The organism is Mesorhizobium sp. M0292 (genome assembly GCF_040321695.1).
Lineage (GTDB): Bacteria > Pseudomonadota > Alphaproteobacteria > Rhizobiales > Rhizobiaceae > Mesorhizobium.
This window is the reverse complement of sequence record NZ_JAMYSB010000011.1, coordinates 96,585-119,218: the sequence shown is the minus strand read 5'-3', so window position 1 is coordinate 119,218 and position 22,634 is coordinate 96,585. Positions and strand designations below refer to the sequence as shown.

Below are 22,634 nucleotides of genomic sequence, written 5' to 3'. Positions count from 1 at the left end.
TCAAGCGGCGGGCTGAGAATGCGGATCAGGATCATCGGAACGGGGCGGGCCGTGCCGGCTCGATGCGTGACGTCGCGCGCCCTCGATGCGCGGCTGGGGTTTGGCGATGGACATTTCGAGGCCGCGACCGGCATCATCGAACGCTATGTCTGCGAGGCCGAATCGCAGGTCGACCTTGCTTGTGCCGCAGCCCGTCTGGCGCTTGCCGATGCCGAACTTGAGGCAGGCAGTGTCGATCTGGTCATCGGCGGTTGCGGCGTGCCTTACCAGCCGTTGCCGTCGACGGCTCCGCTGGTCATGCAGCGCCTCGGCCTTGCCGATGGGTCGGCGGCCGCCTTCGACGTCAACAGCACCTGCCTCGGCTTCCTCACAGCGTTCGAGACCGCGTCGCGCCTGATCGAGGCCGGGCAATGCCGGACGGCGCTGGTGTTCTCGTCTGAAATCGCCTCGCGCGCCCTGCCGTGGCAGGACCAGCCGGAAATTGCGGCCCTCTTCGGCGATGGCGCGGCGGCCGCCGTGCTGCAACAGGCCCCAAGCGAGGGTCGGGTCGCGGCCAACCTGATGCGCACCTACCCTTCCGCCTATGCGGCCTGCAGCATCGGCTCCGGCGGCACCCGGTTCGACTTTCATCGTGAGCCCGAGGAATTCGCCCGCCACAGCCTGTTCCACATGGAGGGTAAGGAACTGTTTCGCGTTACGTCACGCCATTTCAACGGCTTTGTAGCGGAGTTGCTCGATCGCGCCGGCTGGCGGCACGACGATGTCGACCTCGTCGTGCCGCATCAGGCAAGCCCTTTCGCGCTCGCCCACATGGCGCGCCAGACGGGCTTCGCCAGGGAAAAGCTCGTCGACATCGCGGCGCGCTACGGCAATCAGATCGCCGCTTCCATCCCCTTTGCGCTCGACGTCGCGCGCCGCGAACAACGCATTGTGCCCGGCGCCAAAGTGCTGTTCCTCGGCACCTCGGCCGGCGTGTCGTTCGGCGGCATGGCGCTGGAAGCATGACCGTGGGACGCGTCCTCGTCACCGGCGCTAGCGGCTTCCTCGGCGCGCATGTCATGGCGCGGCTGGCTGCACTGGGCACACCGGCGCTGGGTCTTGGCAGGGACGCCAAACGCTGCGCGGCGCTCGAAGCCGCTGGTCATCGGGTCGTTCGGCTCGATTTGTCTCAACCATTCGATGCAGCTGCCGCGCGCGCTCTCGACGGCGTCGATGCGATCATCCACTGCGCGGCACTTTCCGCGCCCTTCGGCAGGTTGGCGGATTTCCAGACGGCAAATGTCACAGCTACCCGCAACCTCAGCGATTTCGCGCGCGGGCAAGGCGTGCGCCGCTTCGTCCATATCTCCAGCCCGACGGTCTGTTTCGCCTATCGCGACCAGCTCGGAGTTTCCGAGAATGCGGCCTTGCCCCCTCCGGTCAACCACTATGCCCGCACCAAGCGGCAGGCCGAGGAGATCGTGCTGGCGGCGCCTGAGATCAGCCCGGTGGTGCTGCGGCCGCGCGGCCTCTACGGTCCCGGCGACCGCACGCTGCTGCCGCGTCTGCTGCAGGTGGCACGGCAGCGCCCGCTGCCGCTGTTTCGCGACGGCAAGGCGCGCATCGATCTCACTTATATAGAGGATGTCGTCGATGCGGTGCTTGCCGCGCTGTCCGCCGGCAGCGCTGCCGAGGGACAGATATTCAACATCTCCGGCGGCGAAGTGGTGCCGGTCCGCCGCATTGCCGAGGCGGCCTGCGCCCGCGCCGGCGTGCAGCCGCGCTGGCGCAGAATGCCGCTCTGGCCCGCCATGCTGGCGGCCGGGATAGCGGAGACGGTAGCGAATATATTGCCCGGCCGCCCGGAACCGCCGGTGACGCGCTACGGTCTTGGCCTGTTCGCCTATGCGCAGAGCCTCGATCTTTCCAAGGCAGGCCGCATCCTCGGCTGGGCGCCGAAAGTGTCGTTCGAGGAAGGGCTCGATCGCACATTCGGCAAGGCGATGGAAAGCAGGGGGGCAGCGTGAAGATCGTCTTCGCCAACAGCGCCTCTGTCGGCGCAGCCGAGCGCCTGATCCTGCGCGGCGGCAGCTGGGCGAAGGTCAGGCTACGTGTCCGCTACGGCCTGATCATGCATCCGCGGGCCGGCCCCGTCCTGATCGACACCGGCTACACGCCGCATGTGACACAAGGCAGTGGGCGCAGCACGGCGCTGCGTCTTTACAGTGCGATCCTCCGGCCCCAGCTCAACGAAGCCGAGCAGCCGCTCGCGGTACTGGCGCGCTTCGGCCTGTCTTTGCAGGATGTGCGCACCGTCATCGTCACGCATTTCCATGCCGACCACATGTCGGGCCTGTCGCTGTTTCCCAACGCTCGGCTTATCGCCAATGACACCGCCTGGGCGCGGGCGAAGGCCAAGACTTCCCTGCAGAATCTGCGCCATGGCGTCTTCAAGGAACTGTTCCCGTCTGACTTCGAGGCCCGACTCGACGGGCTGTCGTCGAAGCGGCAGGTCGAGCCGCGTGGCGGCGTACCGGGCGGCGCCGATCTGTTCGGCGACGGCAGCGTCATCGCAGTCGGTCTGCCCGGCCATGCCGATGGCCAGTTCGGCCTTTCGTTCCCAAATCTGGAGCGGCCGCTGCTCTACGCCGTCGACGCGCAATGGTTGTTCGCGGCCCTTGTCGAAAACCGAACTCCCGGTCTGCCGGCAACCCTGCTGGCCGAGGATGCCGCCGCGATCGAGCCGACCAGCGTAATGTTGCGCCGGTTTCTGGCGACCGGCGGCGAGGTTGTTCTTTGTCATGATCCGGCGGTGACGGCCTACGATCTGGCCGGAGAGAGCGCATGAACGGGCCGACGGAAGCGGCCCGTTCGTTTGTGTTGACGCAATGGCTCTCGCGCAAGAGCCGTGAGAATTTCGAACGCTGGCAAGGTCATGCCTTGCGCCGCTTTCTCGACCGCGACCTGCCGCGCGCGCCGTTCTACGGCAAGACGCCGCGTCATCTCGGCGATCTGCCGGTGACCGACAAGGCGACGCTGATGGGCAATTTCGAGCGCTTCAACATTCATGGCGTCTCGGCCGCCGAGGCCTGGAAGGCGCAGGCCGGCGATAGCCGCATTGGCGAGCTGACTGTCGGCTCCAGCACCGGCACGTCGGGCAATCGTGGCCTGTTCGTCATTTCCGAGGCGGAAAAATACCGCTGGCTGGGCACCATCCTGGCCAAAGCCGTGCCCGATCTGCTCTGGCGCCGGCAGCGCGTTGCGGTGATCCTGCCGCAAAACACCGGGCTCTACGATAGCGCGCGCAAATCGCGGCGTATCGACCTGCGCTTCTTCGATCTGACGCGCGGTCCGGAGAGCTGGCGCGGCGCTCTCGAAGATTTCGCGCCGACGGTGATCATCGCGCCACCGAAGATACTGCGGCACTTCGCGGCCGAGGGCTTTCGGCTCAAGCCGCAGCGTGTCTTCAGCGCCGCCGAAACGCTCGACCCGGTTGACCGGCCGGTCATCGAGGCATTCTTTGGTGGTCAGGTCGACCAGATCTACATGGCGACCGAAGGGCTGTTCGCCGTCACCTGCCGCCAGGGCGGGCTGCATCTGGCCGAGGATTCGGTGTTCTTCGAGTTCGAACCGGCCGGCGACGGCCTGGTCATGCCGCTGATCACCGCCTTTCGCCGCCGGACCCAGATCATGGCGCGCTACCGGATGAACGACTTGCTGCGGCTGTCCGAAAAGCCATGCCGCTGCGGCTCGCCGCTGCGCACGCTGGACGAGATCGTCGGCCGCATGGACGACGCTTTCCGGCTAGCCTCGCCGCACGGGCAGCTCCTCGTCACGCCCGACATACTACGCAATGCGGTGCTCAAGGCCGACCGGCGCATCGACGATTTCCGCCTGGTCCAGACCGCTGAAGATGCAATCGAACTCAGCCTGGCCCCCGGGCTTGCCGACGAAGCCGCCACCGCCGCCCATCAGTCCGTGCGCAATTTGCTGGCGGCGCGCCAGGCGACAGCTTCGGTCAGCCTTGTTCGCAGGGACCTGCCGTTGGAGACCGGCCGCAAACTGCGTCGGGTCGAATGCCACCTGGGAGCGGCATCATGAACCGGCTCGCTATGTTGCCACTCGATCAGACGAACCGGGTAGAAAACAACCCGCGTGAGGTCGAAGCCTTCGTTCAGCTTTTCAACGAGGTGCCGGTGCGCGACCTCGTGCGCAATCTGACAGTGGCTGTCGAAACCTTCGAGATCGCCGGCCGCTCCTTTCCGCTGACGCTGAACGACAGAAGCGAAGCGCCGAACTGCTACATCTGCTGCCCGTCCAGCGCCTATGTCGACTATGCCATCGACGAGACCCGCAATTTCGTCTCCTCGCCCTTGCTGCAAAAAACGATGCGGATGCTGATCGGCCTGTGCGCGCCGCTGGTCACGATGAGCGGCCTTGACCATCAGGTTCAGGTCAACAACTGGCTCTATTCGACCAATCCGGTGCCGCTGCTCGATCGCAACGCGGTCGCGGCGATGCGCGACGATCTCACCGCGCGTTTTCCCGATCGCGCTGTTCTCATCCGCTCCCTGAACGAGATCGCCGATCCGTCGACAATCGCAGCGCTGAAGGCGGAGGGTTTTCGAATGCTGGCGGCGCGGCAGATCTACATCTTCGCAGGCGACGGTTCGGCCATGACCAACGACATGAAGCGCGACCGCAAGCGGCTGCCCACGACGCCTTTCGAGCAGGTCGGCAATGGCGACTTCACCGAGGCCGACTATGCGCGCGCCGAAGCGCTCTACCGGATGCTCTATCTCGACAAATACACGCCGCTCAACCCGCACTACACGGCCCGCTATATCGGCGAGACGCACCGTCGCGGCATCCTGCAACTGGCAGGCCTGCGTCGTCCCGGCGGTGAACTGGTCGCCGTCGCCGCTTTGTCTCAGAACGGCAGGACACTGACGCAGCCCATCGTCGGCTACGACACCGGCCTCCCGGTGAGCGAAGGCCTTTACCGCATGATGATGGCGCTGGCGCAGGATCATGCGATGGCGCACAGCCTGTTCTTCAACATGAGCGCTGGTGCCGCCGCCTTCAAACGCTTGCGCGGCGCCGTGGCGACGGTGGAATACAACGCCGTCTATGCTGCCCATCTGCCGCGCCGCCAACGCATGGCGGTGCGGATCATGGAATTTGTGCTCGCGAAGATCGGCATTCCCCTGCTCAGGAGATTTGAACTTTGAGCGACACCCGGCAGCAGAAAGACAAAGACTATTGGCAGGCGGTGATGCGGTCTGCCGACATCAAAGCCAAGCCGAAGCGCATCCTGTTCGACGGCGCGCCACTGGTGCTGTTCCGCTCGGCGAAAGGCATTGCCGCCCTCTTCGACCGCTGCGCTCACCGCCTGGTCGAACTCTCGACCGGCAAGGTCGTCGGTGGCGAGATCGAATGTCCCTATCATGGCTGGCGCTACAATGGGGAAGGGCGCTGCACCGCCATTCCCGGCCATGTCGGCGACGTCCCGCATTACCGTATCCGCCGCTACAGCGCGATCGAGCGCGACGGCGTCGTCTTCGTCTCGGCAGGCACGCCTGAGGGCGAGCCCTATCTCCATTGCATGCAAGGCAAGGATGTCGTCGTGAAGCGGGTGCGAAGCTCGGCGCGATCGACGGTGCTCGACGCCGCCGAGAACATTCTCGACGCCACTCACACCCACTTCACCCACAAGGGTGTGCTGCGCGGCCTGACCGCAAAGCGCCATCTCGTGCGCGTCGAGGTGACCGGCGGCAAGGGCTGGGTCGAAAGCTGCTACACCGGCGAGGACCGCCAACAGGGGCTGGTCAGCCGGCTGCTGGAAGGCAAGCGCGCCAAGACCATCGGCCGCTACCGCCATCCCGGCATCGTCGAACTCGAATATTGGGGCAAGGGCGGCTTGGCGCTGGCGACCACTTTCCATTTGCGTCAGGCGGACGAACGGACCGTCGAAGGCGTCGGCTGGCTGATCGGCCCGCGACAGGGCCTGTTCGGCGAACTCAAGGCGCTTGCTTTCCGGCCGCTCTTTGCCTTTGCCCTGCAGCAGGATCGCCGTGTGCTGAAATCGGCCAGCGACAACGCCCGTATATCGCCGCAGGTTCAGCCGGCGATCGGCCCGCTGGATTTCCTGCGCCGCGACATAGCGGCGATCATCGACGGCAAGATGCCACCGGCGGCGGCAGAGCCGCGGGTGCACCAAATCGAGTTGTAATCTAAAGTTCACGGCACTTGATTCCAGTTCTGCTGTAAATTATAGTTCACGGATGATCGAAGTTCGATCCACTGACGAATTCCGAAAATGGCTCAGAGGGCTCACGGACATTCGCGCCGTAAAGAAGATCACCCAACGGATTGTCCGCGTTCAGGCTGGGCTGTTGGGAGACGCCAAGTTCTTCGATGGCATAGGAGAATTGCGCGTAGATTACGGTCCGGGATACCGCGTGTACTTCGTCCGGCGCGGCAACACGGTCATTATCCTGCTCTGCGGCGGTGACAAAGGCTCGCAGGACAGGGACATCGGAAAAGCCAGGAAAATGGCAAAGGAAGTTTGATATGACCCTCAGAACCACACCATTCGACGCCGCCGAATATCTTGATGATGCTGAGTCTCAAGCCGAACTGCTCGCTGATGCGTTCGAGACCGGGGACGCGACTTATATTGCGCACGCCCTCGGCATTGTCGCGCGCGCCCGCGGCATGACAAGCATAGCGAAGGACGCCGGCGTGACCCGAGAGGCACTCTACAAGGCGCTGAGCGAAAAGGGCGATCCGCGCCTCAGTACATTGCTGGGCGTAACCAAGGCGCTTGGCCTGCAATTGTCCGCAAAGCCAGTTATCCCGTTTAGGCAACCTTAGCAGGACTTACGCACTCAGCTGAAAACGGGAAGTTCCGCTTCAACTCGACTAGTCCTGCTCCGGCCCATTCCACTCGATATCGCGCGTCGACGCAGCCTGAAGGCTGATGCGCTGGCGCAGTGCTGTGCCGGCGATCTCGGCCAGCGTGCGCCACTGCGCCCGCTTCGGCGCCGGGTCGCCCGGCCAGTCGAGCAGCTCATCGGCATCGTGCATCGCCTGGCGAAAGCTGCCGAGACCACCGGAGCGCAGTGCCGCCGGCATCCCGTAGATCCACATCGCCAGCCTCACCGTCTGCGGCGCCGTCACGTCGGGCTTCACCTCGGCGCCATCCTCCAGCACCGCGTCGGCGAAGCGCCGCGGATCGCGAAAGAAGTGCAGGCCGCTCACGGCGCGCGGATTGCACTCCAGTGGCAGCACCCTGCCGTTGTTCTCGCGCATCAGGTCGAAGGATATCTGGCCGGTCCAGCCGGCGCCGGCGACGAAGGTTTCGACGAAGCGCCGCGCCGCGATATCCTCGACCGGCTCGAAACAGATGCCGGCGCCCTTGCCGGCGCGATAGAGCGAACGGTAGAGCGCCAGCGCTTTGAGTTCACCCTCGACCGCCACCGCATAGGCGCTGATCTCTTCACCGGCGATGTAGCGCTGCGCCACCCAAGGAGCGGCGGGCGAGGGGCGGACGGCGTCGAGTTCGTCCGGCGATGGCCGCAGCAGTACGTCACGGGCAAAACGTGACCACACAGGTTTGAACACCAATTCGCGCGATTGGCCACGAACGCCGTCGAGATCGGCCTCGCTTTGCAGCAGTATCGTTTCCGGCACGTCGAGCCCAAGGCTCTGCGCCAGCCGGATGAAGGCATGCTTGTCGTGAACGCTGGCGAGCATCGCCATCTCGGGTGCGAAGAGGCGGGCCGGCATGGCGCGGTGCTGCCAGAGACGACCGAGATAAAAGACTTCCTCGCAGGTCGGGATAACGAGTTCGATGCCTTCCGCGCGGACAAGCGCTTCGACCGCCTTGGCATAGGCGTCGGCGGCAAAGCGCGGCGGCAGCAGGCGATGGTAGGCGGCGCAGGCCGTGCTCGCTGCGGCGATCGGCCGGGCCGGGCTGTCGGCCAGGATCACCCGGCGACCGGCGCCATGCAGCAGCCGCGCCAGGTGCAGCGCCACCGGCGCGCGGGCACCGGTGATCAGCACGGTGCTATTGGGCATGAGCCACCGGCATCGGTTGGAAAAGACGAGTCGATGCTTCTGCGGAAGGCTTCATTCGCCATAAGTGCCACATGGCTTGCGTGCCGCCAACGGACTCCACAAAGGTGGCTCCGCTGCGTCAGCCATCGCTTTTTGGCCTTCGGGGCGTTATTGGCAATCTGTTGAACACCCGGATCTCCTCAATGCGCTTTCTGTTTGTCCTGATACTGCTTGCCGGCGCCGCCATTGGCTTCGTGTATCCCTGGGCCATGAGCAATTTCTCCGGCCACGAGATCGGCGCCTGGCGCGTCTACGACCAGGGACGGTTTAGGCCTGTGACGGTGACGCTGAAAGCTGGCGACGCGCCGGTCAGAGTGCTGGTCGACCTGACGGCGAGGGCCGAGCGCATTGTCTCGCAGCAGCGCACTGTGCTGACGCTGACTGCCGCCACAGCCGGCCGCACGGTGCTTGCCTCGACGCTGCAATTCAACCACGCCGACAATCCGCGCCAGGTCAGCCCGCAACTGCCCGACAAGATCTTTCGCGACGAGGCCGGCGTGATCGAAACCGTCAGTCCCGGCGCCTATCTCTTCACCGCCGGCCCGGGCGACGCCGACGATATCCCGATACGCGCAGTGGATCTGATACTGCGCTCCGGCGCCGGTGAGATCGATCAACGCGCACGGCCGGTTGGCTATGGGCTGATGGCCGTCGGCCTGATCGGCTTCCTGCTTACTCTGGCTTTCGGCGGTCGCCGGCCGGAGAACCCGAACTCGAAGCCGCCACCGCCGCGTTGGGGCAGAGGCTCCTCGACATGAGCGCGGCATGAACTACCGTCACGCCTATCACGCCGGCAATTTCGCCGACGTCGTCAAGCATGTCGTGCTCAGCCTTCTGCTCGACTATCTGAAGCAGAAGGACAGGGCGTTCCGTGTCCTCGACACTCATGCCGGCATTGGCCGCTACGATTTTTCGTCGGCGGAAGCGCAAAAGACCGGCGAATGGCAAGGCGGCATCGGCCGCCTCATCGACGCCCCGATCGAAAAATCGGCGGCTGCGCTGCTTGCCCCCTATCTTGAAGCGGTGCGTTCGCTCAATCCCGATGGCGGGGTGAAGAAATATCCGGGCTCGCCATTGATCGCCAGGCACCTCATGCGAAAGCAGGACCGGTTGTCGGCGATCGAACTGCACGGCGCAGATGCCGCCAGGCTGAAGACGCTGTTTGCCGGCGATTTCCAGACAAGGGTGATCGAACTCGACGGCTGGCTGGCGCTTGGCGCGCATCTGCCGCCAAAGGAAAAGCGCGGCCTGGTGCTGATCGATCCGCCGTTCGAGGAAGCCGGCGAATTCGACCGCCTCGTCGACGGCATGCAGAAAGCGCACAGGCGCTGGCCGGGTGGCATCTACGCGCTGTGGTATCCGATCAAGGATCGCAAAGCGATCATCGCCTTCCGCAAGGCGCTCAAGCAATCCGGCGTCCCAAAATTGCTCGACATCGAGTTCGAGATCCGGCCGGCATCGCGTGAACCAAGCCTCGACGGCAGCGGCATGGTGGTGGTCAACCCGCCCTTCACGCTGGAGCGCGAACTGCGCATCGTGCTGCCGGTCCTGCACAGATTGCTGGCGGTCGAAAAGCCGGCGCACTGGTCGCTGGAATGGCTGGCCGGGGAGTAGCGACGCTTCGCAGCGGGCGACGCCCGCGGCAAAGACACAAAGTCGCTAGAGGTTTTGACGGTGGCGCCATCCGCGAATGCTCAGCTGTGTTCAACGAACCGAAACCATGGAGATGCACATCTAATCGGCTCGGCGTTGACGCTAATCCCAGAATCAGAGAGATAGATATCTAATTATTAGATTTCGAATCGAATGCCAAGATCGACAGAAGAGGAACTGGTCAACGCGATAGGCTTCGCGATGTCGCGCTGGCAGGATGCCGTCGAAACGTTCGATGGGACCGTCGCCGAAATCTATGTGCTGAGCGCTGCCGAGCGCCGCTGTGTCTCGGCGCGATCAGTCACGGCCCGCGGCCGGCAAACGTCGTAGCGAGGGAGACAAATCTCACGCCGGCGGCGGTTACGACGTTGATTGACCGGCTGGAAAAGCGCGGCTTCGTCAGCCGCCAGCCGGATCCCGATGACAGGCGCAAGGTCATGGCAGCGGCGGGCAAGAAGACCGAGGAACTCGTCCGGCGCTGCTACCATCCGATCTTCGAGGCAGGCGCCGCATTGCTGGAGAAATACACGGTGGCCGAGATGCAGTTTTTGCTCGGCTTCATCGAAGAGGTCGAAGCGATGCAGAAGGCGTAGACCGAGAGGCTGCGCGGCAAAGCAAAACCGGTGCGTTGAGAGAAGGCATCGGAGGATGGTCCGGCGCAACGCCGGTCCGGTTTCAACTGTGTACTGTCAAGGAGACCCTATGCCCCGTATGATCTTCGTCAACTTGCCCGTCGCCGACCTCGCTGCGTCGATGGCCTTCTACAAAGCTCTCGGTTTCGACAACAACCCGCACTTCACCGACGACACCGCAGCCTGCATGGTGCTGAGCGAAACGATCAACGTCATGCTGCTCACCCATGCCAAATGGCGTCAGTTCACCGATCGCCCCATCCCACCGGCCACCTCGAGCGAGGTCATGCTGGCCGTGTCCTGCGACAGCCGCGCGGCGGTCGATGCGATGAATGAGGCGGCGGCTAAAAATGGCGGCGCCGCCGACATCAACGCCCAGCAGGATTATGGCTTCATGTACAATCGTCGCCTGGCCGATCCTGACGGCCACGTCTGGGAAGCGATGTGGATGGACCCGGCCGCCATACCGCAGGGCGACGCCAAGCAAGGCTGAACCGGGTTTCGGCGGCCCGCCGGCCATGGGCAGGCCGCTTTTCCTAATGGGCAAGGCGAGCTTTTTCAAAGGTCAGGACGTGGTTTCGCAGCTTCGCACCGAAGAAACCGGTTGCGGAGCGGGAAACCATCGGCAGCGCGACCGCTTGACCGCGCGCCGCCGAATCCGCAAAGTGGGCGCAGTCGACCTTTGAGAGGCTGCCATGACTCGCTTTGCCAAATCCGCTCTTGCTGCTCTGATTTCGCTTTGCACGCCGCTGGCCGCACCCCTCGGCCAGCCAGCACAGGCCGCCGACCTTTCCGTCTATTCCGACGAGGACAGCGGCGTTTGCGGCGAGGCCTGGGTGCTAAGCAAGATCTCCAGCCGCTTCTCCTACCAGGTGCATCACGTGCCGCATCTGCCGGATGTTTCGATCACAGATTTCCAGCGCATCCACCAGCATCGCTATCTCCCGGCCAGCGAAGAATGGCCGATCGGCCGCCGCTATTGCGGCGCCACCGTCAGCCTTTCCGATGGCCGCGCCCGCACCATCTGGTACTTGATCGAGGAAGGCCAGGGTTTTGCCTCGATCGGCGACAATGTCGAATTCTGCGTCTCGGGCTTCGACCGCTGGATGGTCTACAACGGCCGCTGCCGCGTCCTGCGCTAAGGTCGGATAAGAACCGCCGTTGAACCTGCCATCTCCCGCAAGGGGGAGATCTGATGTCGCTCCGGTTTCGCCAATCTCCGAACTGCTGCCGCTGCCTCACACCGCCTTCCCACCAGACACGTAAGCGCAGATCAGCTCGACCAACTGCTTCTGCAGCTCCGGCGCGTCGAGCATGTCTCGCCGCGCGGCATTGTGGATGACGCCCTCGACCGCCGAGGACAGCACACGGGCCACGGCCTCATTGTCCTTTCTGCGCCTGCGATATTGCGCCACCGCCGTCGTGTAGTGATCGAGATAGCGCGATTGGAACGAGGCATGGGCGGCGCGTGAGCCGCGATCGCCCGGCGCCTCGTCGAGCAGCACCTGATGCAGCGTCGGATGGATGCTATGCGCATCGATCATGCCGCGCACCAGCTCCTGCGCGAATCGCTTGAGCGGCTTGTCGCCTTCTGCTGATTCGGCGATCACCGACAGCACCTGATCGAAATGTCGCCGGCGAATTGCTTCGACCAGCGACAGCTTGTCGGGAAAATATTGATAGAGCGAGCCGATGCTGACGCCGGCCGCATCGGCCACCTTGTTGGTGGTGAAGCCGGCCCAGCCGAGCGCGCTTAGAACATGAGCACCGGCTTCGATGATCGCCTCGACCGTCGCTCTCGAACGCGCCTGGCGCGGCTGCTTGCGCATGCGTGAGCGCGGCTTTGCAATGCGAGTAGACATGTCTGCTCCAGCAGCCAAGAATATAGATAACATACTCACATTTTTTGCAAAGGATATAGACCATGGACGCGCTGGATTTGCTCCGCAACCTCTTCGTTTATCAAGCCTGGGCGAATGGTGAATTGCTGGAGAAGCTTGCGGGCCTCGACCAGCAGGAGCATATCGATCAGCGCCACACGGCGACCCGTCTCATCAACCACAACCTTGTCGTATCGAAGATATTCGCCGCGCATCTTTCCGGCACGCGTCATGGCTATGCGTCCGACAACACCGAGGACACACCGGCACTCGATGAATTGAGCGCTGATGTCGCTGCGATGGATCGTTGGTATCTCGACTATATCGAAGCCGTCTCGCCAAAGCTCATGTCAGAGTCTGTGCCTTTCACCTTCACCGACGGCGACAGGGCGATGATGTCACGCCAGGAAATGCTGACACATGTCGTCACGCATGGCGGCTATCACCGCGGCGAGATCGGGCGGATCCTGATGCAGATCGGAATTGCGCCGCCGTGGGATACGTTTGCCGTCCACCTCCACCACGCCGAGCCTTCGCGCCGGCTGCAGGTGCGCGAGCGGGTTGGCGCTTAGGGGCCTGCACCCCTTGGCTTCCAAGGGATCGCGGCTTCCTGGGAGGAGGATTCCCCGATCTTCGTTTCCCATTTCCGTTAGGCATCTCTTGCGCCGAAGCTGGCGATCCCCCTTCTCGTCTGGGAGACGTCCGACACACAACAGGCTGTCCTTCAAGTGCTGTCTTTCCTGGCTTTCATCCAACCACTTTCGATATACGAGTAAAAAGCTCGCGTCTAGTTTAGTGCTGTTCCTGCAACCGTTGGGATGAAGCAAGATCAGCCTCTGCTGTGCGATGATTGTTGCCATCTGATAGGCCGCCGATGACCGCGTGAGATCGACGGCGTTGCAAGAGAATGTGAGCTTGACGAGAAGATCGTGTGAGTCGCGATATCAGAGATTTCTCTCGCAATAGTTCGCTGCGAAGCGGGAAGATTCTTTGCCGATTTCTGTGCCGATCATTGCGATCATGCTCTCAGCGTAACCGAAACTTAATCTGCGAAATTCTATGTAATGCTTCGCTGGCTAGATACGCACGAGTCAGATATGCATTAGCTCGCCGGGTCACTCACGGCCATCGGCACAAACGCAAGGGGCATCGCATGGCAAAGATCACGACGAAGGCGCCGGCGGCGAAAGCGCCGGCAAAGAAAGCGGCACCGAAAGCTGCCGCGAAACCTGCAGCAGTAAAGAAGGCAGCACCGAAGGCAGCGGCAAAGCCGGCTGCCAAGGCAGCGGCAAAGCCGGCAGCTAAGGCAGTAGCAAAACCCGCCGCCAAGGCAGCAGCGAAACCCGCCGCCAAGAAGCCGGCCGCCAAGGCTGTGGCGAAGCCTGCTGCGAAGGCAGCAGCCAAGCCCGCCGCCAAGAAGCCGGCAGCCAAGGCAGCGGCAAAACCCGCCGCCAAGGCTCCGATGAAGGCCGCCGCCGCCAAGTCGACGGCAGCTGTGAAGAAGGCTGCACCGGCCAAGAAGCCAGCCGCCAAGAAGAAGTAACAGCGGACCATCTCAAAGCTCCCGGGAACTTTGCCGACTGGCAGATTCCCGGGAGCTTTTTTGTTGTGATTTAGGTCTCGTTTTGATCCACGTCGTTCTCTCGCAATCGACGCCAATTCTATGCGACATGCATTGGCGACTTCATTGTCGGCGGATTGGCCGCCTGGTTTTGCCCTTCTGGCAGTTGCCCCTCAGGGAAGATCGGCCAACACTAAGGCGGTCGCATCCGATGGGGTTCAGGCGACGCGCTCTAGACCTTTGTTTTACGCGCGTCGTTCTCAAGACCGGAACCGCATTTTTGAGCGACATGCACTGGCCGTCCGAAAACAGGAAACCGATCATGCCGAAGCTGCTCTACGCGTCCTCATCCCCCTACAGTTCCAAGGTGCGCATGGCAGCACTCCATGCCGGCATTGCCGTCGAGCTGGTGCCGGTCAAGACCGAGGACAAGCCTGCTGAACTGATGTCAGCCAATCCTCTCGGCAAGATTCCGGTGCTGGTGCTCGACGACGGCCGCTCGATCCATGACAGCCGCGCGATCACTCAGCATCTCAACCGCGCTTCGAAGAGCCTGTTGTTGCCGCGCAATGCCGACAAGCGCCTCGAGGCCGAAGTGCTGGAGGCGCTGGCCGACGGCATATGCGACTGCGCGCTGTCGATGGTCTATGAGCGGCGCACGCGTCCGGAGGAGATGGTCTATCAACCCTGGCTCGATCGCCAGTGGACCAAGATCACCGCCGCACTCGATTTCCTCAACGCCAATCCGCCGAAGCTGCCGAAGAAGATCACGCTTGGCCAGCTGGCGTTGCGTGCCTGCCTCGGCTACCTCTCTCTGCGCTTCGCCGGCAAATGGGAAAAGGGCCGCGGCCGCCTGACCCGCTGGGCAGCGCGTTTCGATGAGAAGTTTCCGGGGCTGAAGGTGGCTGTGCCGGCCTGACGGGCGAAACAAAAAAAGCCGGGCGCGAGGCCCGGCTTTCTTGTGTCGTGGCTTGAACGACAGTTAGAACTTCATACCGACGCCGAAGGTGACGCGGTTGTCGCTCTCTTTGACCTTGGTGCCGACACTGTCGAAGCTCTTGGAACCGAAGTCGGTGTAGCGGTACTCGACACGGCCGAACACATTGTCGGTGATCTTGATGTCGGTGCCGACGCCGGCCGTCCAACCGAGCATGGTGTTGCTGTCGCTGTCGCCGGGGACCGAGACCTTCTGGTTCTTCAGGGCGCCGCCGCCGGTGCCGTAGAGCAGGATTTCCGGGGTCACGGCGTAACCCAGACGGGCGCGCAGCGAGCCTTCGAAGCCGCCCTTGGAATTGACGCCGCCGCTGTCACCCTTGACGCCGTTGTAGCCGAGATCGGCTTCAGCACCGTACACGAAGTTTTCCTGCTGCCACTGGTAGCCGCCGAAAACGCCGCCGACAAAGCCCTTGGTCTTGATGTCGGGGCCGCCGTCCTGGACTTTGGCATGACCGCTGAAGCCGTAGCCGGCGCTGAGACCGGCATACGGGCCGGCCCAGGAAGCGACGGGGAGCTCGGCGATCGGGGCTGGCGCCGGGGGCTCTTCCGAGACGACATCGGCAGCAAAAGCGGTACCGCTGAGGGCGAAGAGCCCGAGCGCAACCGCGAGCGGCGCGAATTTGAGATTGGTTTGCATTGTTGTTTACTCCTTAAGCCACAAGACACGTAGGCTTGTTTGTCCTGAGCGCCATCAACCCGTCCGGGGGGTGAAACGGATCTGGCACTCAACGGTTCCGAATGTCGTGTCAAAATGCGGCGGCAGCGAACCTGAAAATGGGTCATTCCCCGGCACGAATGAGGCCGAAGCTTGACGTTGCATCTTCGCAACAGCGAAATGTCAGTACGCAGGCGATGCTGCACTGCACTCGGCTTGGTGCAACGGGTTCAGCGTCCTATATTGCGGTCCTGCCGACCCGAATCCGGGGCGGTGCCGGCGGCGAAAAAGCCGTTTCGCCACATTCCTGCCCCAGGTGGAAACGGCATTTAACCCCTGGACGCGTCACAATGTGCCGCCAGCCGAATTGAGGCGCAGATTGAGGATTGACAGATGATCGAAGCCGCCGGAACGGCGCTGGTGACGGGCGGGGGGAAGCGGATCGGCAAGGCGATCGTCGAGGATCTGGCCGCGCACGGTTTTGCCGTCGCCATCCACGCCAACCGCTCGACCGCCGAGGCCGACGCGCTGGCTGCGAACATCAGGGACGGAGGCGGCCGCGCCGGCGCGGTAGCCGCCGATCTGACCGACATGGATGCGGTTGGCGATCTCGTCGGCCGCGCCGCGGCAGCGCTCGGCCCGGTCACGCTTCTTGTCAACAATGCGTCGCTGTTCGTCGACGATAGCGTCGAGGACTTCGACTGGGCGGCATGGGACCTTCACTTCGCCATCCATGTGAAGACGCCGGCGCTGTTGGCGCAAAACTTCGCCCGCGCCTTGCCGCCAGGGCAGGAGGGGCTGATCGTCAACATCATCGACCAGCGCGTCTGGCGGCCGACGCCGCGCTATTTCTCTTATGCGCTGTCGAAGTCGGCCTTGTGGACGCAGACCGAAATGCTGGCACAGGCGCTCGGTCCGCGCATCCGCGTCAACGCCATCGGTCCCGGTCCGACTCTGAAGAATACGCGCCAGGACGATGATGATTTCCAGAAGCAGGTCGATGGCCTGATTCTGAAGCGCGGCCCGCAATTGGCCGAATTCGGCGCCACCATTCGCTATCTCTGGGATGCGCGCTCGGTGACCGGCCAGATGATCGCGCTCGACGGCGGCCAGCATCTTGCATGGCAGACGCCGGATGTGACAGGCATGGTGGAATGAGTCCCGCAGACCAGAAACACAAGACGCGCGCCGGCGCCGCTGACGATATGCCGCCCGACATCGACCTTGAGGATGAGGCGGTCGAGGAGATCGTCGAGCCCGAGGCCACCGGGCCCGATGTCGCCTTCACCGCGATAGACTGGGCGCCGCATGCCGGCGACGCCGACGGCATGGTCGGCGCCGAGGTCATCCAGACACTGGTCAAGCGGCTGCCCAATGCGCCCGGCGTCTACCGCATGATGAACGCCGCCGGCGACGTGCTTTATGTCGGCAAGGCGCGCAGCCTGAAGAAGCGGGTGACCAACTACGCGCAAGGCCGGTTCCACACCGCCCGCATCGGCCGCATGGTGCGCGAGACATCGACGATGGAGTTCGTCGTCACCCGCACCGAAATCGAAGCGCTGCTGCTCGAGGCCAATCTCATCAAGCGCTTGCGGCCGCGTTTCAATGTGCTGATGCGGGACGACAAGTCGTTCCCTTACATCCTGTTGACCGGCGATCACATCTCGCCCGGCATCTACAAGCATCGCGGTGCGCGCTCGCGCAAGGGCGACTATTTCGGACCTTTTGCGTCGGCCGGCGCGGTCGGGCGCACCATCAATTCGCTGCAGCGCGCCTTCCTGCTCAGGAGCTGCACCAACTCCTTTTACGAAAACCGCACCCGGCCGTGCCTGCTCTACCAGATCAAGCGCTGTGCCGGTCCCTGCACCGGCGAAATTTCGCATAGCGACTATGCCGAGCTGGTCAGCGAGGCGAAGGATTTTCTGTCGGGCCGCAGCCAGAAGGTGAAGACCGAAATCTCTGCCGCCATGCAGCAGGCCTCGCAGGAGCTTGATTTCGAGCGCGCCGCCATTTATCGCGACCGGCTGGCAGCGCTATCGCATGTGCAGAGCCATCAGGGCATCAACCCGGCCACGGTCGATGAGGCCGATGTCTTTGCCATCCATCAGGAGGGCGGCCAGGTCTGTATCCAGGTGTTTTTCTTCCGCACCGGCCAGAACTGGGGCAACCGCGCCTATTTCCCCAAGGCCGATCCGGCACTGGAGGGGGCGGAAGTGCTGGGCTCGTTCCTGGCGCAGTTCTATGACGACAAGCCGACGCCACGGAACATTCTTCTGTCGCGAGGCGTCCAGGATCAGGAACTGCTGGCCGAAGCGCTGTCCACCCGCGCCGGCCGTAAAGTGTCGATCTCGGTGCCGCAGCGCGGCGAGAAGAAGGATTTGACCGACAACGCGCTGCAGAATGCCCGCGAGGCGCTCGGCCGCCGGCTGGCCGAAACCTCCACGCAAGGCCGGTTGCTCGCCGGCTTTGCCGAGACCTTCGGCCTGCCCAAGCCGCCGGTGCGCATCGAGGTCTACGACAATTCGCACATTATGGGCACCAATGCCGTTGGCGCCATGGTCGTCGCCGGGCCGGAAGGGTTTGTGAAGAACCAGTACCGCAAATTCAACATCCGCTCGACCGAGATCACGCCCGGTGACGATTTCGGCATGATGCGCGAGGTGATGGAACGGCGCTTTTCGCGGCTGCTGAAGGAACATGGCGATGTCGTTCCCGACGACGCGGCAGCCGGTGGAGCAGGCGACGACATCGAGGAAGACATCTCCGGCAGCTTCCCGGCCTGGCCCGACGTCATCCTGATCGATGGCGGCCAGGGCCAGATGAGCGCGGTGCGCAAGATCCTCGCCGACCTCGGCATCGAGGATCGCGTGGCGGCCATCGGCATCGCCAAGGGCCAGGACCGCGATGCCGGCCGCGAGCGTTTCTTCGTCAGAGGCAGGGACTCGTTTTCGCTGCCCGTCCGCGATCCCGTGCTCTATTTCGTCCAGCGGCTGCGCGACGAGGTGCATCGCTTCGCCATCGGTTCGCACCGCGCGCGGCGCAAGAAGGAATTGGTCAAGAGCCCGCTCGACGAGATCGCCGGCATCGGTCCCGGTCGCAAGCGCGCGCTGCTGCTGGCCTTCGGCACTGCCAAGGCGGTCAGCCGCGCGGCAGTCGAGGATCTGGTCAAGGTCGACGGTATTTCAGAGCAGGTCGCCAAGCTCGTCTACAATCATTTCCATGAGAGCTGAGCGCCGGTGACGCCGCTGTCCCGATCAAATGGCAGCAGCCGTTCTTTTCTCGCAGGCCACTCGAATCCCGGCAATCGCGCGCTATTTTCGTCTGGCCAATCGAATCTCGCCTGTTGACCCCCTACATCCGGTTCTGATTTGAGTACGCAGGCAGAAAGAGTCCCTGAGATATGGCCAAGCGCGCGTTCAACCTGCCCAACATGCTTACCTATGCCCGCATCGTCGCGGTGCCGCTGGTGGTGCTGTGCTTTTTTCTCGAGGGGCATCTGAAATCGAGCGACTTCGCCCGCTGGTCGGCGTTGATCATCTTCCTGCTGGCTTCGATCACCGACTATCTCGACGGCTATCTGGCGCGCGCCTGGCAGCAGACGTCCAACATCGGCAAGATGCTGGACCCGATCGCCGATAAACTGCTGGTCGCCACCTGCCTGCTGCTGCTCGCCGCCGATACCGACCGCCATGCCGGCATCGCAGGCTGGTCGCTGTGGGCGGCAATCATCATCCTGTGCCGCGAAATCCTGGTTTCGGGGCTGCGCGAATATTTGGCGGCATTGAAAGTCTCGGTGCCGGTGACGCAGCTCGCCAAATGGAAGACCGCCATCCAGATGGTCGCCATCGCCTTCCTGCTGGCTGGGCCTGCCGGCGACAAGATCTTCCCGCTGACCACGCAGACCGGACTGGTGCTGCTGTGGATCGCAGCCCTCGTCACGCTCTACACCGGCTACGACTATTTCCGCGCCGGCCTCAAGCACATCATGGACGAGTGAGATGATCACCCGGCTCATTTATTTCGCCTGGGTGCGCGAACGGATCGGCAAGCCGGAAGAGGATGTCGAACTGCCCGCCGGTATCGAGACGGTGGCCGACCTCCTGCGCTGGCTGAAATCGCGTGGCGAGGAATATGAGCACGCGCTGCAATATCCTGATGTGATCCGCGTCGCCATCAACCAGGAACATGTCGAGCATCGCGAGAAGATAGCCGGCGCGCGCGAGATCGCGCTGTTTCCGCCGATGACCGGGGGCTGACACCATGTCCGGCGCGCCGACGGTGCGCATCCAGCGCGACGATTTCGACGTTGCCGCCGAGATCGCGAAACTGACCGGGGGTCGCGCCGACATCGGCGCCGTGGTGTCCTTCTCAGGACTTTGCCGCGACGAGCAGGGCCAGCTGTCGGCGCTGGAACTCGAGCACTATCCAGGCATGGCCGAGGCCGAAATCAGCCGGATCGCCGGCGAGGCGCTTCAGCGCTGGCCGTTGCAAGGCCTGACCGTCATCCATCGCCACGGCAAGATCGCACCGGGCGAAAACATCGTGCTGGTGGTGGCGGCGTCCTCGCACCGGCAGGCGGCGTTCGAAGCGGCCAATTTCCTGATGGATTTCCTGAAATCGCGTGCACCCTTCTGGAAGAAGGAGCACCGCGTGGACGGCACCGATGGCGGCTGGGTCGAGGCCAAGGACGCCGACGACCAGGCTGCGGCGCGCTGGAAGGCGCGGCCCGAATAAATCTCGGCGCAGCCATGTATTGACCGCATTCCCTTGGCCAAATCGCATCGGCAAAAAGGGAGCAAGGGCATGCTGGACAGGATCGCCGAATTCTTCGTCTTCGGTTTTGTGCCGCTGGTTATCGGCGTTCTGGCCGTTCCCGAGCCTTCCGTCGCCGCCGAGAAAACCCTGAAGGGCGAGGTGATGTATCGCGAGCGCATCGCGCTGCCGCCCAACGCCGTGCTGTCGGTTCAACTTGCCGATGTATCGCTGGCCGATGCGCCGGCCGCCATTGTCGGCGAGCGCAAGGTAGCGCCGGCCGGCCAGGTGCCGATCAAGTTCGAGATCAGCTTCGATCCAACGGTGATCCGGCCCAACATGACCTATGCGCTGCAGGCGCGCATCACCGCCGACGACAAGCTGCTGTTCGTCACGGACTCGCGCTATCAGGTCGATCCGCTCAGCGAGGCGCCGCAGGCCATTGTGCTGAAAATGGTGGCGCCGAGCGACAAGCCGACCTCGGCCTCGCTGTTCGGCCAGAGCTGGCTAGTCGAATATATCGACGGTATCGGCGTGATTTCGGAGCCGCAGGCGACGTTCCGGGTCAGCGAAGCCGGCAAGGCGGGCGGCAGCGGCCCGTGCAACGCCTATTTCGCCACCGCCAAGGTCGATGGCGAGACCATCGTCATCAGCGACATCGGCTCGACCTACAAGGCCTGCGCGCCGGAGATCATGGCCGAGGAAAAGGCGCTGTTCGAGGCGCTCGCCAAGGCGGCGTCATACCGTGTCGATGGCGGCAAGCTGATCATCGCCGACAAGGACGGCCACGACATCTTGCGCTTCAACGCAGCGAGCTAAGAATCAAGACTGCGGCGGCGGGGGCGCCGGCGTCAGGCCGAACCGGCGCATCAGGTCCATCAGCCTGGTGCGGTCTGGCGGGCCGCCAGTGCTGAAGATGGCGAAGGCCTCGCGAAAATATTCCGGGCCGATCGCCGCCGGCGTCACCACGCACAGCACCTTGGCGGTCGCGGCGGTGTCGTTGTCGAAGCGGTGAACCGCGCCGCGCGGAATGCACAGCGCCTGGCCCGGCCCGATATCGTGCCGGTGTCCGTCGACGGTCAGCATCAGCACGCCTTCGATCCCGTACATCGTCTCTTCATAGTGATCGTGGCTGTGCGCCGGGGCGGGCAGGCGCTGCGAGCCGGCGACCGTCAGTTCGAAGGCGGCGATGCTGCCGTTCGACTGGTCGCCGGTAAGCAGGAAGCGCACGGCAAGGCCGCCATGGCTGATTGTCTCGTCGGCCGGATTGACGCTGATCTGGCTAGCTCTGTCTAGCATTTCACCCTCCTATGTGGTAAATCCGATTTACCGAAATGAGTAAACTCGATTTACCCGAGTGTCAATGCCATTATCCAGGGAAGAACCGCCAAAGAAGCCACCGCTGATCGGTGCACTGCTGCGCGTTCCGGCCATGGCCATTCACCGCAAGCTGATCAGGGATCTCAGGGCGTCGGGTTTCGAGGACCTCAGCCCGCCGCATATGGCGGTGATCCAATATCCCGGCCCGGATGGCCTTCGGCCGAGCGCGCTCGCCGAGCGCGCCGCGATGAGCAAGCAGGCCATGAATCAACTGCTGAAGACGCTGGAAGCGATGGGTTATATCACTCGCTCGGCGGCACCCGATGAGAGCGGCGGGACCGTCGTCCACTTCACCGACCGCGGGCGCGCCGCATACCAGAAGATGGCCGACATCCTGCTCGACGTGGAACGGGAATGGGCCGAGGAACTGGGCGAGAAGCGTTTCACGGAGCTGAAAACGCTGCTCGGCGACCTCTGGGACACGCCGCTCATCCGTTGAAAGCGGCAGCCGGGACCTGACCAAAGAAAAAGGCCGGCGAAGTGCCGGCCTCTTGCATACATTGGTTCGCGTCGGCTCAGCCGACGATCTCGGTGTCGGAGAACCAGTACTTGATCTCCTGCGCGGCGGTTTCCGGCGCGTCGGAGCCGTGCACGGAATTCTCGCCGATCGACAGCGCGTGCACCTTGCGGATGGTGCCTTCGGCGGCGTTGGCGGGGTTGGTCGCGCCCATAACTTCGCGGTTCCTGGCAATGGCGTTTTCGCCTTCCAGAACTTGCACGATGGTCGGCGCCGACGACATGAATTCCACCAGTTCGCCGAAGAACGGACGATCCTTGTGGACGGCGTAAAAGCCTTCGGCCTCGCGGCGGCTCATCCACACGCGACGTGAGGCGACGACGCGCAGGCCGGCCTCTTCCAGCATCCTGGTGATGGCGCCGGTAAGATTGCGCCGGGTCGCGTCCGGCTTGATCATGGAAAAGGTGCGTTCGAGCGCCATGGGGTCGTCCTTGTCTTGAGATGGAAAGTCTTGAGATCGGAATGTGGAGTGGCGGGCTCTATACAAGCCGCCCGGCCCATTGCCAAG

Annotated in this window: 29 protein-coding genes; 24 read left to right on the top strand and 5 right to left on the bottom strand. The window is 63.5% G+C overall.

The genetic code is table 11. The features are described 5' to 3' along the window. The first annotated feature begins 66 nt into the window (after positions 1-66). The 8 genes from NKI96_RS18680 to NKI96_RS18645 are packed head-to-tail and all read left to right on the top strand — an operon-like array spanning position 67 to position 6,855. Positions 67-1,005, top strand: a complete 939-nt coding sequence (locus NKI96_RS18680) for a 3-oxoacyl-ACP synthase III family protein (RefSeq protein ID WP_245261764.1) — start codon at positions 67-69, stop codon at positions 1,003-1,005. Further along, the gene (locus tag NKI96_RS18675; protein WP_031195192.1) at positions 1,002-2,006 is read left to right on the top strand and encodes an NAD-dependent epimerase/dehydratase family protein; all 1,005 of its coding nucleotides are present in this window, start codon (positions 1,002-1,004) and stop codon (positions 2,004-2,006) included. The genes NKI96_RS18680 and NKI96_RS18675 overlap by 4 nt, the downstream gene beginning before the upstream one ends. Beyond that, positions 2,003-2,827 carry an MBL fold metallo-hydrolase gene (locus NKI96_RS18670; protein ID WP_023715074.1) on the top strand — a complete coding sequence of 275 codons (825 nt, stop codon included), beginning with the start codon at positions 2,003-2,005 and terminating at the stop codon, positions 2,825-2,827. The genes NKI96_RS18675 and NKI96_RS18670 overlap by 4 nt, the downstream gene beginning before the upstream one ends. Beyond that, positions 2,824-4,080 (top strand): F390 synthetase-related protein, encoded by a 1,257-nt coding sequence (locus NKI96_RS18665; RefSeq protein ID WP_023715075.1) that lies wholly within the window; start codon positions 2,824-2,826, stop codon positions 4,078-4,080. Before NKI96_RS18670 ends, NKI96_RS18665 begins: the two co-directional genes overlap by 4 nt. Beyond that, positions 4,077-5,210: a GNAT family N-acetyltransferase gene (locus NKI96_RS18660; protein WP_352805556.1), complete on the top strand. Its 1,134-nt coding sequence runs from the start codon at positions 4,077-4,079 to the stop codon at positions 5,208-5,210. Before NKI96_RS18665 ends, NKI96_RS18660 begins: the two co-directional genes overlap by 4 nt. Beyond that, positions 5,207-6,211, top strand: a complete 1,005-nt coding sequence (locus NKI96_RS18655; RefSeq protein WP_023715077.1) for a Rieske 2Fe-2S domain-containing protein — start codon at positions 5,207-5,209, stop codon at positions 6,209-6,211. Before NKI96_RS18660 ends, NKI96_RS18655 begins: the two co-directional genes overlap by 4 nt. Positions 6,212-6,263: 52 nt before the next feature. After that, positions 6,264-6,551 carry a type II toxin-antitoxin system RelE/ParE family toxin gene (locus NKI96_RS18650; RefSeq protein ID WP_023672746.1) on the top strand — a complete coding sequence of 96 codons (288 nt, stop codon included), beginning with the start codon at positions 6,264-6,266 and terminating at the stop codon, positions 6,549-6,551. 1 nt (position 6,552) lies between these two features. Further along, a complete protein-coding gene (locus NKI96_RS18645) occupies positions 6,553-6,855 on the top strand; it encodes an addiction module antidote protein (RefSeq protein ID WP_023814929.1) in 303 nt (100 codons plus the stop codon). Between the two features lie 48 nt (positions 6,856-6,903). Here the strand turns inward: NKI96_RS18645 and NKI96_RS18640 are convergent, their stop codons facing one another. Further along, positions 6,904-8,061 (bottom strand): ATP-grasp domain-containing protein, encoded by a 1,158-nt coding sequence (locus NKI96_RS18640; RefSeq protein ID WP_031205215.1) that lies wholly within the window; start codon positions 8,059-8,061, stop codon positions 6,904-6,906. Positions 8,062-8,243: 182 nt separating this feature from the next. On the opposite strand from NKI96_RS18640, the gene NKI96_RS18635 reads away from it, so the two are divergent. The 6 genes from NKI96_RS18635 to NKI96_RS18610 all read left to right on the top strand — a co-directional run bounded on the left by NKI96_RS18635 (position 8,244) and on the right by NKI96_RS18610 (position 11,527). After that, a complete protein-coding gene (locus NKI96_RS18635) occupies positions 8,244-8,858 on the top strand; it encodes a hypothetical protein (RefSeq protein ID WP_023673461.1) in 615 nt (204 codons plus the stop codon). Between the two features lie 7 nt (positions 8,859-8,865). Next, on the top strand, positions 8,866-9,714 hold the full coding sequence (locus NKI96_RS18630; RefSeq protein WP_352805552.1) for a 23S rRNA (adenine(2030)-N(6))-methyltransferase RlmJ: 849 nt from the start codon (positions 8,866-8,868) through the stop codon (positions 9,712-9,714). Positions 9,715-9,906: 192 nt separating this feature from the next. Next, entirely contained in the window at positions 9,907-10,083 is a 177-nt protein-coding gene (locus NKI96_RS18625) for a hypothetical protein (protein WP_023727337.1), read from the top strand. Continuing rightward, entirely contained in the window at positions 10,035-10,346 is a 312-nt protein-coding gene (locus NKI96_RS18620; RefSeq protein ID WP_352805629.1) for a MarR family winged helix-turn-helix transcriptional regulator, read from the top strand. The genes NKI96_RS18625 and NKI96_RS18620 overlap by 49 nt, the downstream gene beginning before the upstream one ends. 109 nt (positions 10,347-10,455) lie before the next feature. Continuing rightward, complete coding sequence (locus NKI96_RS18615) at positions 10,456-10,878, top strand: VOC family protein (protein WP_023727335.1); 423 nt, start codon at positions 10,456-10,458, stop codon at positions 10,876-10,878. Between the two features lie 202 nt (positions 10,879-11,080). Then, positions 11,081-11,527, top strand: a complete 447-nt coding sequence (locus NKI96_RS18610) for a hypothetical protein (RefSeq protein WP_023673457.1) — start codon at positions 11,081-11,083, stop codon at positions 11,525-11,527. A 96-nt stretch (positions 11,528-11,623) separates the two neighbouring features. Here the strand turns inward: NKI96_RS18610 and NKI96_RS18605 are convergent, their stop codons facing one another. Further along, on the bottom strand, positions 11,624-12,247 hold the full coding sequence (locus NKI96_RS18605) for a TetR/AcrR family transcriptional regulator (RefSeq protein ID WP_031202871.1): 624 nt from the start codon (positions 12,245-12,247) through the stop codon (positions 11,624-11,626). Positions 12,248-12,309: 62 nt separating this feature from the next. Here NKI96_RS18605 and NKI96_RS18600 point away from each other — a divergent pair, with 62 nt between their 5' ends. The 3 genes from NKI96_RS18600 (at position 12,310) to NKI96_RS18590 (ending at position 14,745) form a co-directional block, all read left to right on the top strand. Further along, the gene (locus NKI96_RS18600) at positions 12,310-12,837 is read left to right on the top strand and encodes a DinB family protein (protein WP_023711920.1); all 528 of its coding nucleotides are present in this window, start codon (positions 12,310-12,312) and stop codon (positions 12,835-12,837) included. 581 nt (positions 12,838-13,418) lie between these two features. Then, positions 13,419-13,808: a hypothetical protein gene (locus tag NKI96_RS18595; protein WP_023711919.1), complete on the top strand. Its 390-nt coding sequence runs from the start codon at positions 13,419-13,421 to the stop codon at positions 13,806-13,808. A 340-nt stretch (positions 13,809-14,148) separates the two neighbouring features. Beyond that, positions 14,149-14,745: a glutathione S-transferase family protein gene (locus NKI96_RS18590; protein ID WP_023689091.1), complete on the top strand. Its 597-nt coding sequence runs from the start codon at positions 14,149-14,151 to the stop codon at positions 14,743-14,745. Between the two features lie 63 nt (positions 14,746-14,808). Here NKI96_RS18590 and NKI96_RS18585 read toward each other — a convergent pair whose 3' ends face one another. Further along, positions 14,809-15,459: an outer membrane protein gene (locus NKI96_RS18585; RefSeq protein WP_023673452.1), complete on the bottom strand. Its 651-nt coding sequence runs from the start codon at positions 15,457-15,459 to the stop codon at positions 14,809-14,811. A gap of 411 nt (positions 15,460-15,870) precedes the next feature. On the opposite strand from NKI96_RS18585, the gene NKI96_RS18580 reads away from it, so the two are divergent. The 6 genes from NKI96_RS18580 (at position 15,871) to NKI96_RS18555 (ending at position 21,048) form a co-directional block, all read left to right on the top strand. Further along, positions 15,871-16,635, top strand: a complete 765-nt coding sequence (locus tag NKI96_RS18580) for an SDR family oxidoreductase (protein ID WP_023819165.1) — start codon at positions 15,871-15,873, stop codon at positions 16,633-16,635. Further along, complete coding sequence (gene uvrC, locus NKI96_RS18575) at positions 16,632-18,707, top strand: excinuclease ABC subunit UvrC (protein ID WP_023819164.1); 2,076 nt, start codon at positions 16,632-16,634, stop codon at positions 18,705-18,707. The genes NKI96_RS18580 and uvrC overlap by 4 nt, the downstream gene beginning before the upstream one ends. 170 nt (positions 18,708-18,877) lie before the next feature. Next, complete coding sequence (gene pgsA, locus NKI96_RS18570; protein WP_023673449.1) at positions 18,878-19,474, top strand: CDP-diacylglycerol--glycerol-3-phosphate 3-phosphatidyltransferase; 597 nt, start codon at positions 18,878-18,880, stop codon at positions 19,472-19,474. A gap of 1 nt (position 19,475) precedes the next feature. After that, on the top strand, positions 19,476-19,733 hold the full coding sequence (moaD, locus tag NKI96_RS18565; protein ID WP_023673448.1) for a molybdopterin converting factor subunit 1: 258 nt from the start codon (positions 19,476-19,478) through the stop codon (positions 19,731-19,733). 4 nt (positions 19,734-19,737) lie between these two features. Next, on the top strand, positions 19,738-20,211 hold the full coding sequence (locus NKI96_RS18560; RefSeq protein WP_023673447.1) for a molybdenum cofactor biosynthesis protein MoaE: 474 nt from the start codon (positions 19,738-19,740) through the stop codon (positions 20,209-20,211). A 69-nt stretch (positions 20,212-20,280) separates the two neighbouring features. After that, the gene (locus NKI96_RS18555; RefSeq protein ID WP_023814922.1) at positions 20,281-21,048 is read left to right on the top strand and encodes a YbaY family lipoprotein; all 768 of its coding nucleotides are present in this window, start codon (positions 20,281-20,283) and stop codon (positions 21,046-21,048) included. Between the two features lie 3 nt (positions 21,049-21,051). Here NKI96_RS18555 and NKI96_RS18550 read toward each other — a convergent pair whose 3' ends face one another. After that, a complete protein-coding gene (locus tag NKI96_RS18550; RefSeq protein WP_023711914.1) occupies positions 21,052-21,528 on the bottom strand; it encodes a cupin domain-containing protein in 477 nt (158 codons plus the stop codon). Positions 21,529-21,592: 64 nt separating this feature from the next. Here NKI96_RS18550 and NKI96_RS18545 point away from each other — a divergent pair, with 64 nt between their 5' ends. Beyond that, a complete protein-coding gene (locus NKI96_RS18545) occupies positions 21,593-22,048 on the top strand; it encodes a MarR family winged helix-turn-helix transcriptional regulator (protein WP_023711913.1) in 456 nt (151 codons plus the stop codon). Positions 22,049-22,124: 76 nt separating this feature from the next. On the opposite strand, the gene ndk is transcribed toward NKI96_RS18545, so the two are convergent. Continuing rightward, positions 22,125-22,547: a nucleoside-diphosphate kinase gene (gene ndk, locus NKI96_RS18540; protein ID WP_023673443.1), complete on the bottom strand. Its 423-nt coding sequence runs from the start codon at positions 22,545-22,547 to the stop codon at positions 22,125-22,127. Between the last annotated feature and the right edge of the window lie 87 nt (positions 22,548-22,634).

Excerpts from the sequence above, each read along its gene's own strand:
- NKI96_RS18675 (WP_031195192.1), top strand. The coding sequence starts at position 1,002 with ATGACCGTGGGACGCGTCCTCGTCACCGGCGCTAGCGGCTTCCTCGGC.
- NKI96_RS18665 (WP_023715075.1), top strand. The coding sequence starts at position 2,824 with ATGAACGGGCCGACGGAAGCGGCCCGTTCGTTTGTGTTGACGCAATGG.
- NKI96_RS18660 (WP_352805556.1), top strand. The coding sequence starts at position 4,077 with ATGAACCGGCTCGCTATGTTGCCACTCGATCAGACGAACCGGGTAGAA.
- NKI96_RS18650 (WP_023672746.1), top strand. The coding sequence starts at position 6,264 with ATGATCGAAGTTCGATCCACTGACGAATTCCGAAAATGGCTCAGAGGG.
- NKI96_RS18645 (WP_023814929.1), top strand. The coding sequence starts at position 6,553 with ATGACCCTCAGAACCACACCATTCGACGCCGCCGAATATCTTGATGAT.
- NKI96_RS18640 (WP_031205215.1), bottom strand. The coding sequence starts at position 8,061 with ATGCCCAATAGCACCGTGCTGATCACCGGTGCCCGCGCGCCGGTGGCG.
- NKI96_RS18635 (WP_023673461.1), top strand. The coding sequence starts at position 8,244 with ATGCGCTTTCTGTTTGTCCTGATACTGCTTGCCGGCGCCGCCATTGGC.
- NKI96_RS18630 (WP_352805552.1), top strand. The coding sequence starts at position 8,866 with ATGAACTACCGTCACGCCTATCACGCCGGCAATTTCGCCGACGTCGTC.
- NKI96_RS18625 (WP_023727337.1), top strand. The coding sequence starts at position 9,907 with ATGCCAAGATCGACAGAAGAGGAACTGGTCAACGCGATAGGCTTCGCG.
- NKI96_RS18615 (WP_023727335.1), top strand. The coding sequence starts at position 10,456 with ATGCCCCGTATGATCTTCGTCAACTTGCCCGTCGCCGACCTCGCTGCG.
- NKI96_RS18610 (WP_023673457.1), top strand. The coding sequence starts at position 11,081 with ATGACTCGCTTTGCCAAATCCGCTCTTGCTGCTCTGATTTCGCTTTGC.
- NKI96_RS18605 (WP_031202871.1), bottom strand. The coding sequence starts at position 12,247 with ATGTCTACTCGCATTGCAAAGCCGCGCTCACGCATGCGCAAGCAGCCG.
- NKI96_RS18600 (WP_023711920.1), top strand. The coding sequence starts at position 12,310 with ATGGACGCGCTGGATTTGCTCCGCAACCTCTTCGTTTATCAAGCCTGG.
- NKI96_RS18595 (WP_023711919.1), top strand. The coding sequence starts at position 13,419 with ATGGCAAAGATCACGACGAAGGCGCCGGCGGCGAAAGCGCCGGCAAAG.
- NKI96_RS18590 (WP_023689091.1), top strand. The coding sequence starts at position 14,149 with ATGCCGAAGCTGCTCTACGCGTCCTCATCCCCCTACAGTTCCAAGGTG.
- NKI96_RS18585 (WP_023673452.1), bottom strand. The coding sequence starts at position 15,459 with ATGCAAACCAATCTCAAATTCGCGCCGCTCGCGGTTGCGCTCGGGCTC.
- NKI96_RS18580 (WP_023819165.1), top strand. The coding sequence starts at position 15,871 with ATGATCGAAGCCGCCGGAACGGCGCTGGTGACGGGCGGGGGGAAGCGG.
- uvrC (WP_023819164.1), top strand. The coding sequence starts at position 16,632 with ATGAGTCCCGCAGACCAGAAACACAAGACGCGCGCCGGCGCCGCTGAC.
- pgsA (WP_023673449.1), top strand. The coding sequence starts at position 18,878 with ATGGCCAAGCGCGCGTTCAACCTGCCCAACATGCTTACCTATGCCCGC.
- moaD (WP_023673448.1), top strand. The coding sequence starts at position 19,476 with ATGATCACCCGGCTCATTTATTTCGCCTGGGTGCGCGAACGGATCGGC.
- NKI96_RS18560 (WP_023673447.1), top strand. The coding sequence starts at position 19,738 with ATGTCCGGCGCGCCGACGGTGCGCATCCAGCGCGACGATTTCGACGTT.
- NKI96_RS18555 (WP_023814922.1), top strand. The coding sequence starts at position 20,281 with ATGCTGGACAGGATCGCCGAATTCTTCGTCTTCGGTTTTGTGCCGCTG.
- NKI96_RS18550 (WP_023711914.1), bottom strand. The coding sequence starts at position 21,528 with ATGCTAGACAGAGCTAGCCAGATCAGCGTCAATCCGGCCGACGAGACA.
- NKI96_RS18545 (WP_023711913.1), top strand. The coding sequence starts at position 21,593 with ATGCCATTATCCAGGGAAGAACCGCCAAAGAAGCCACCGCTGATCGGT.
- ndk (WP_023673443.1), bottom strand. The coding sequence starts at position 22,547 with ATGGCGCTCGAACGCACCTTTTCCATGATCAAGCCGGACGCGACCCGG.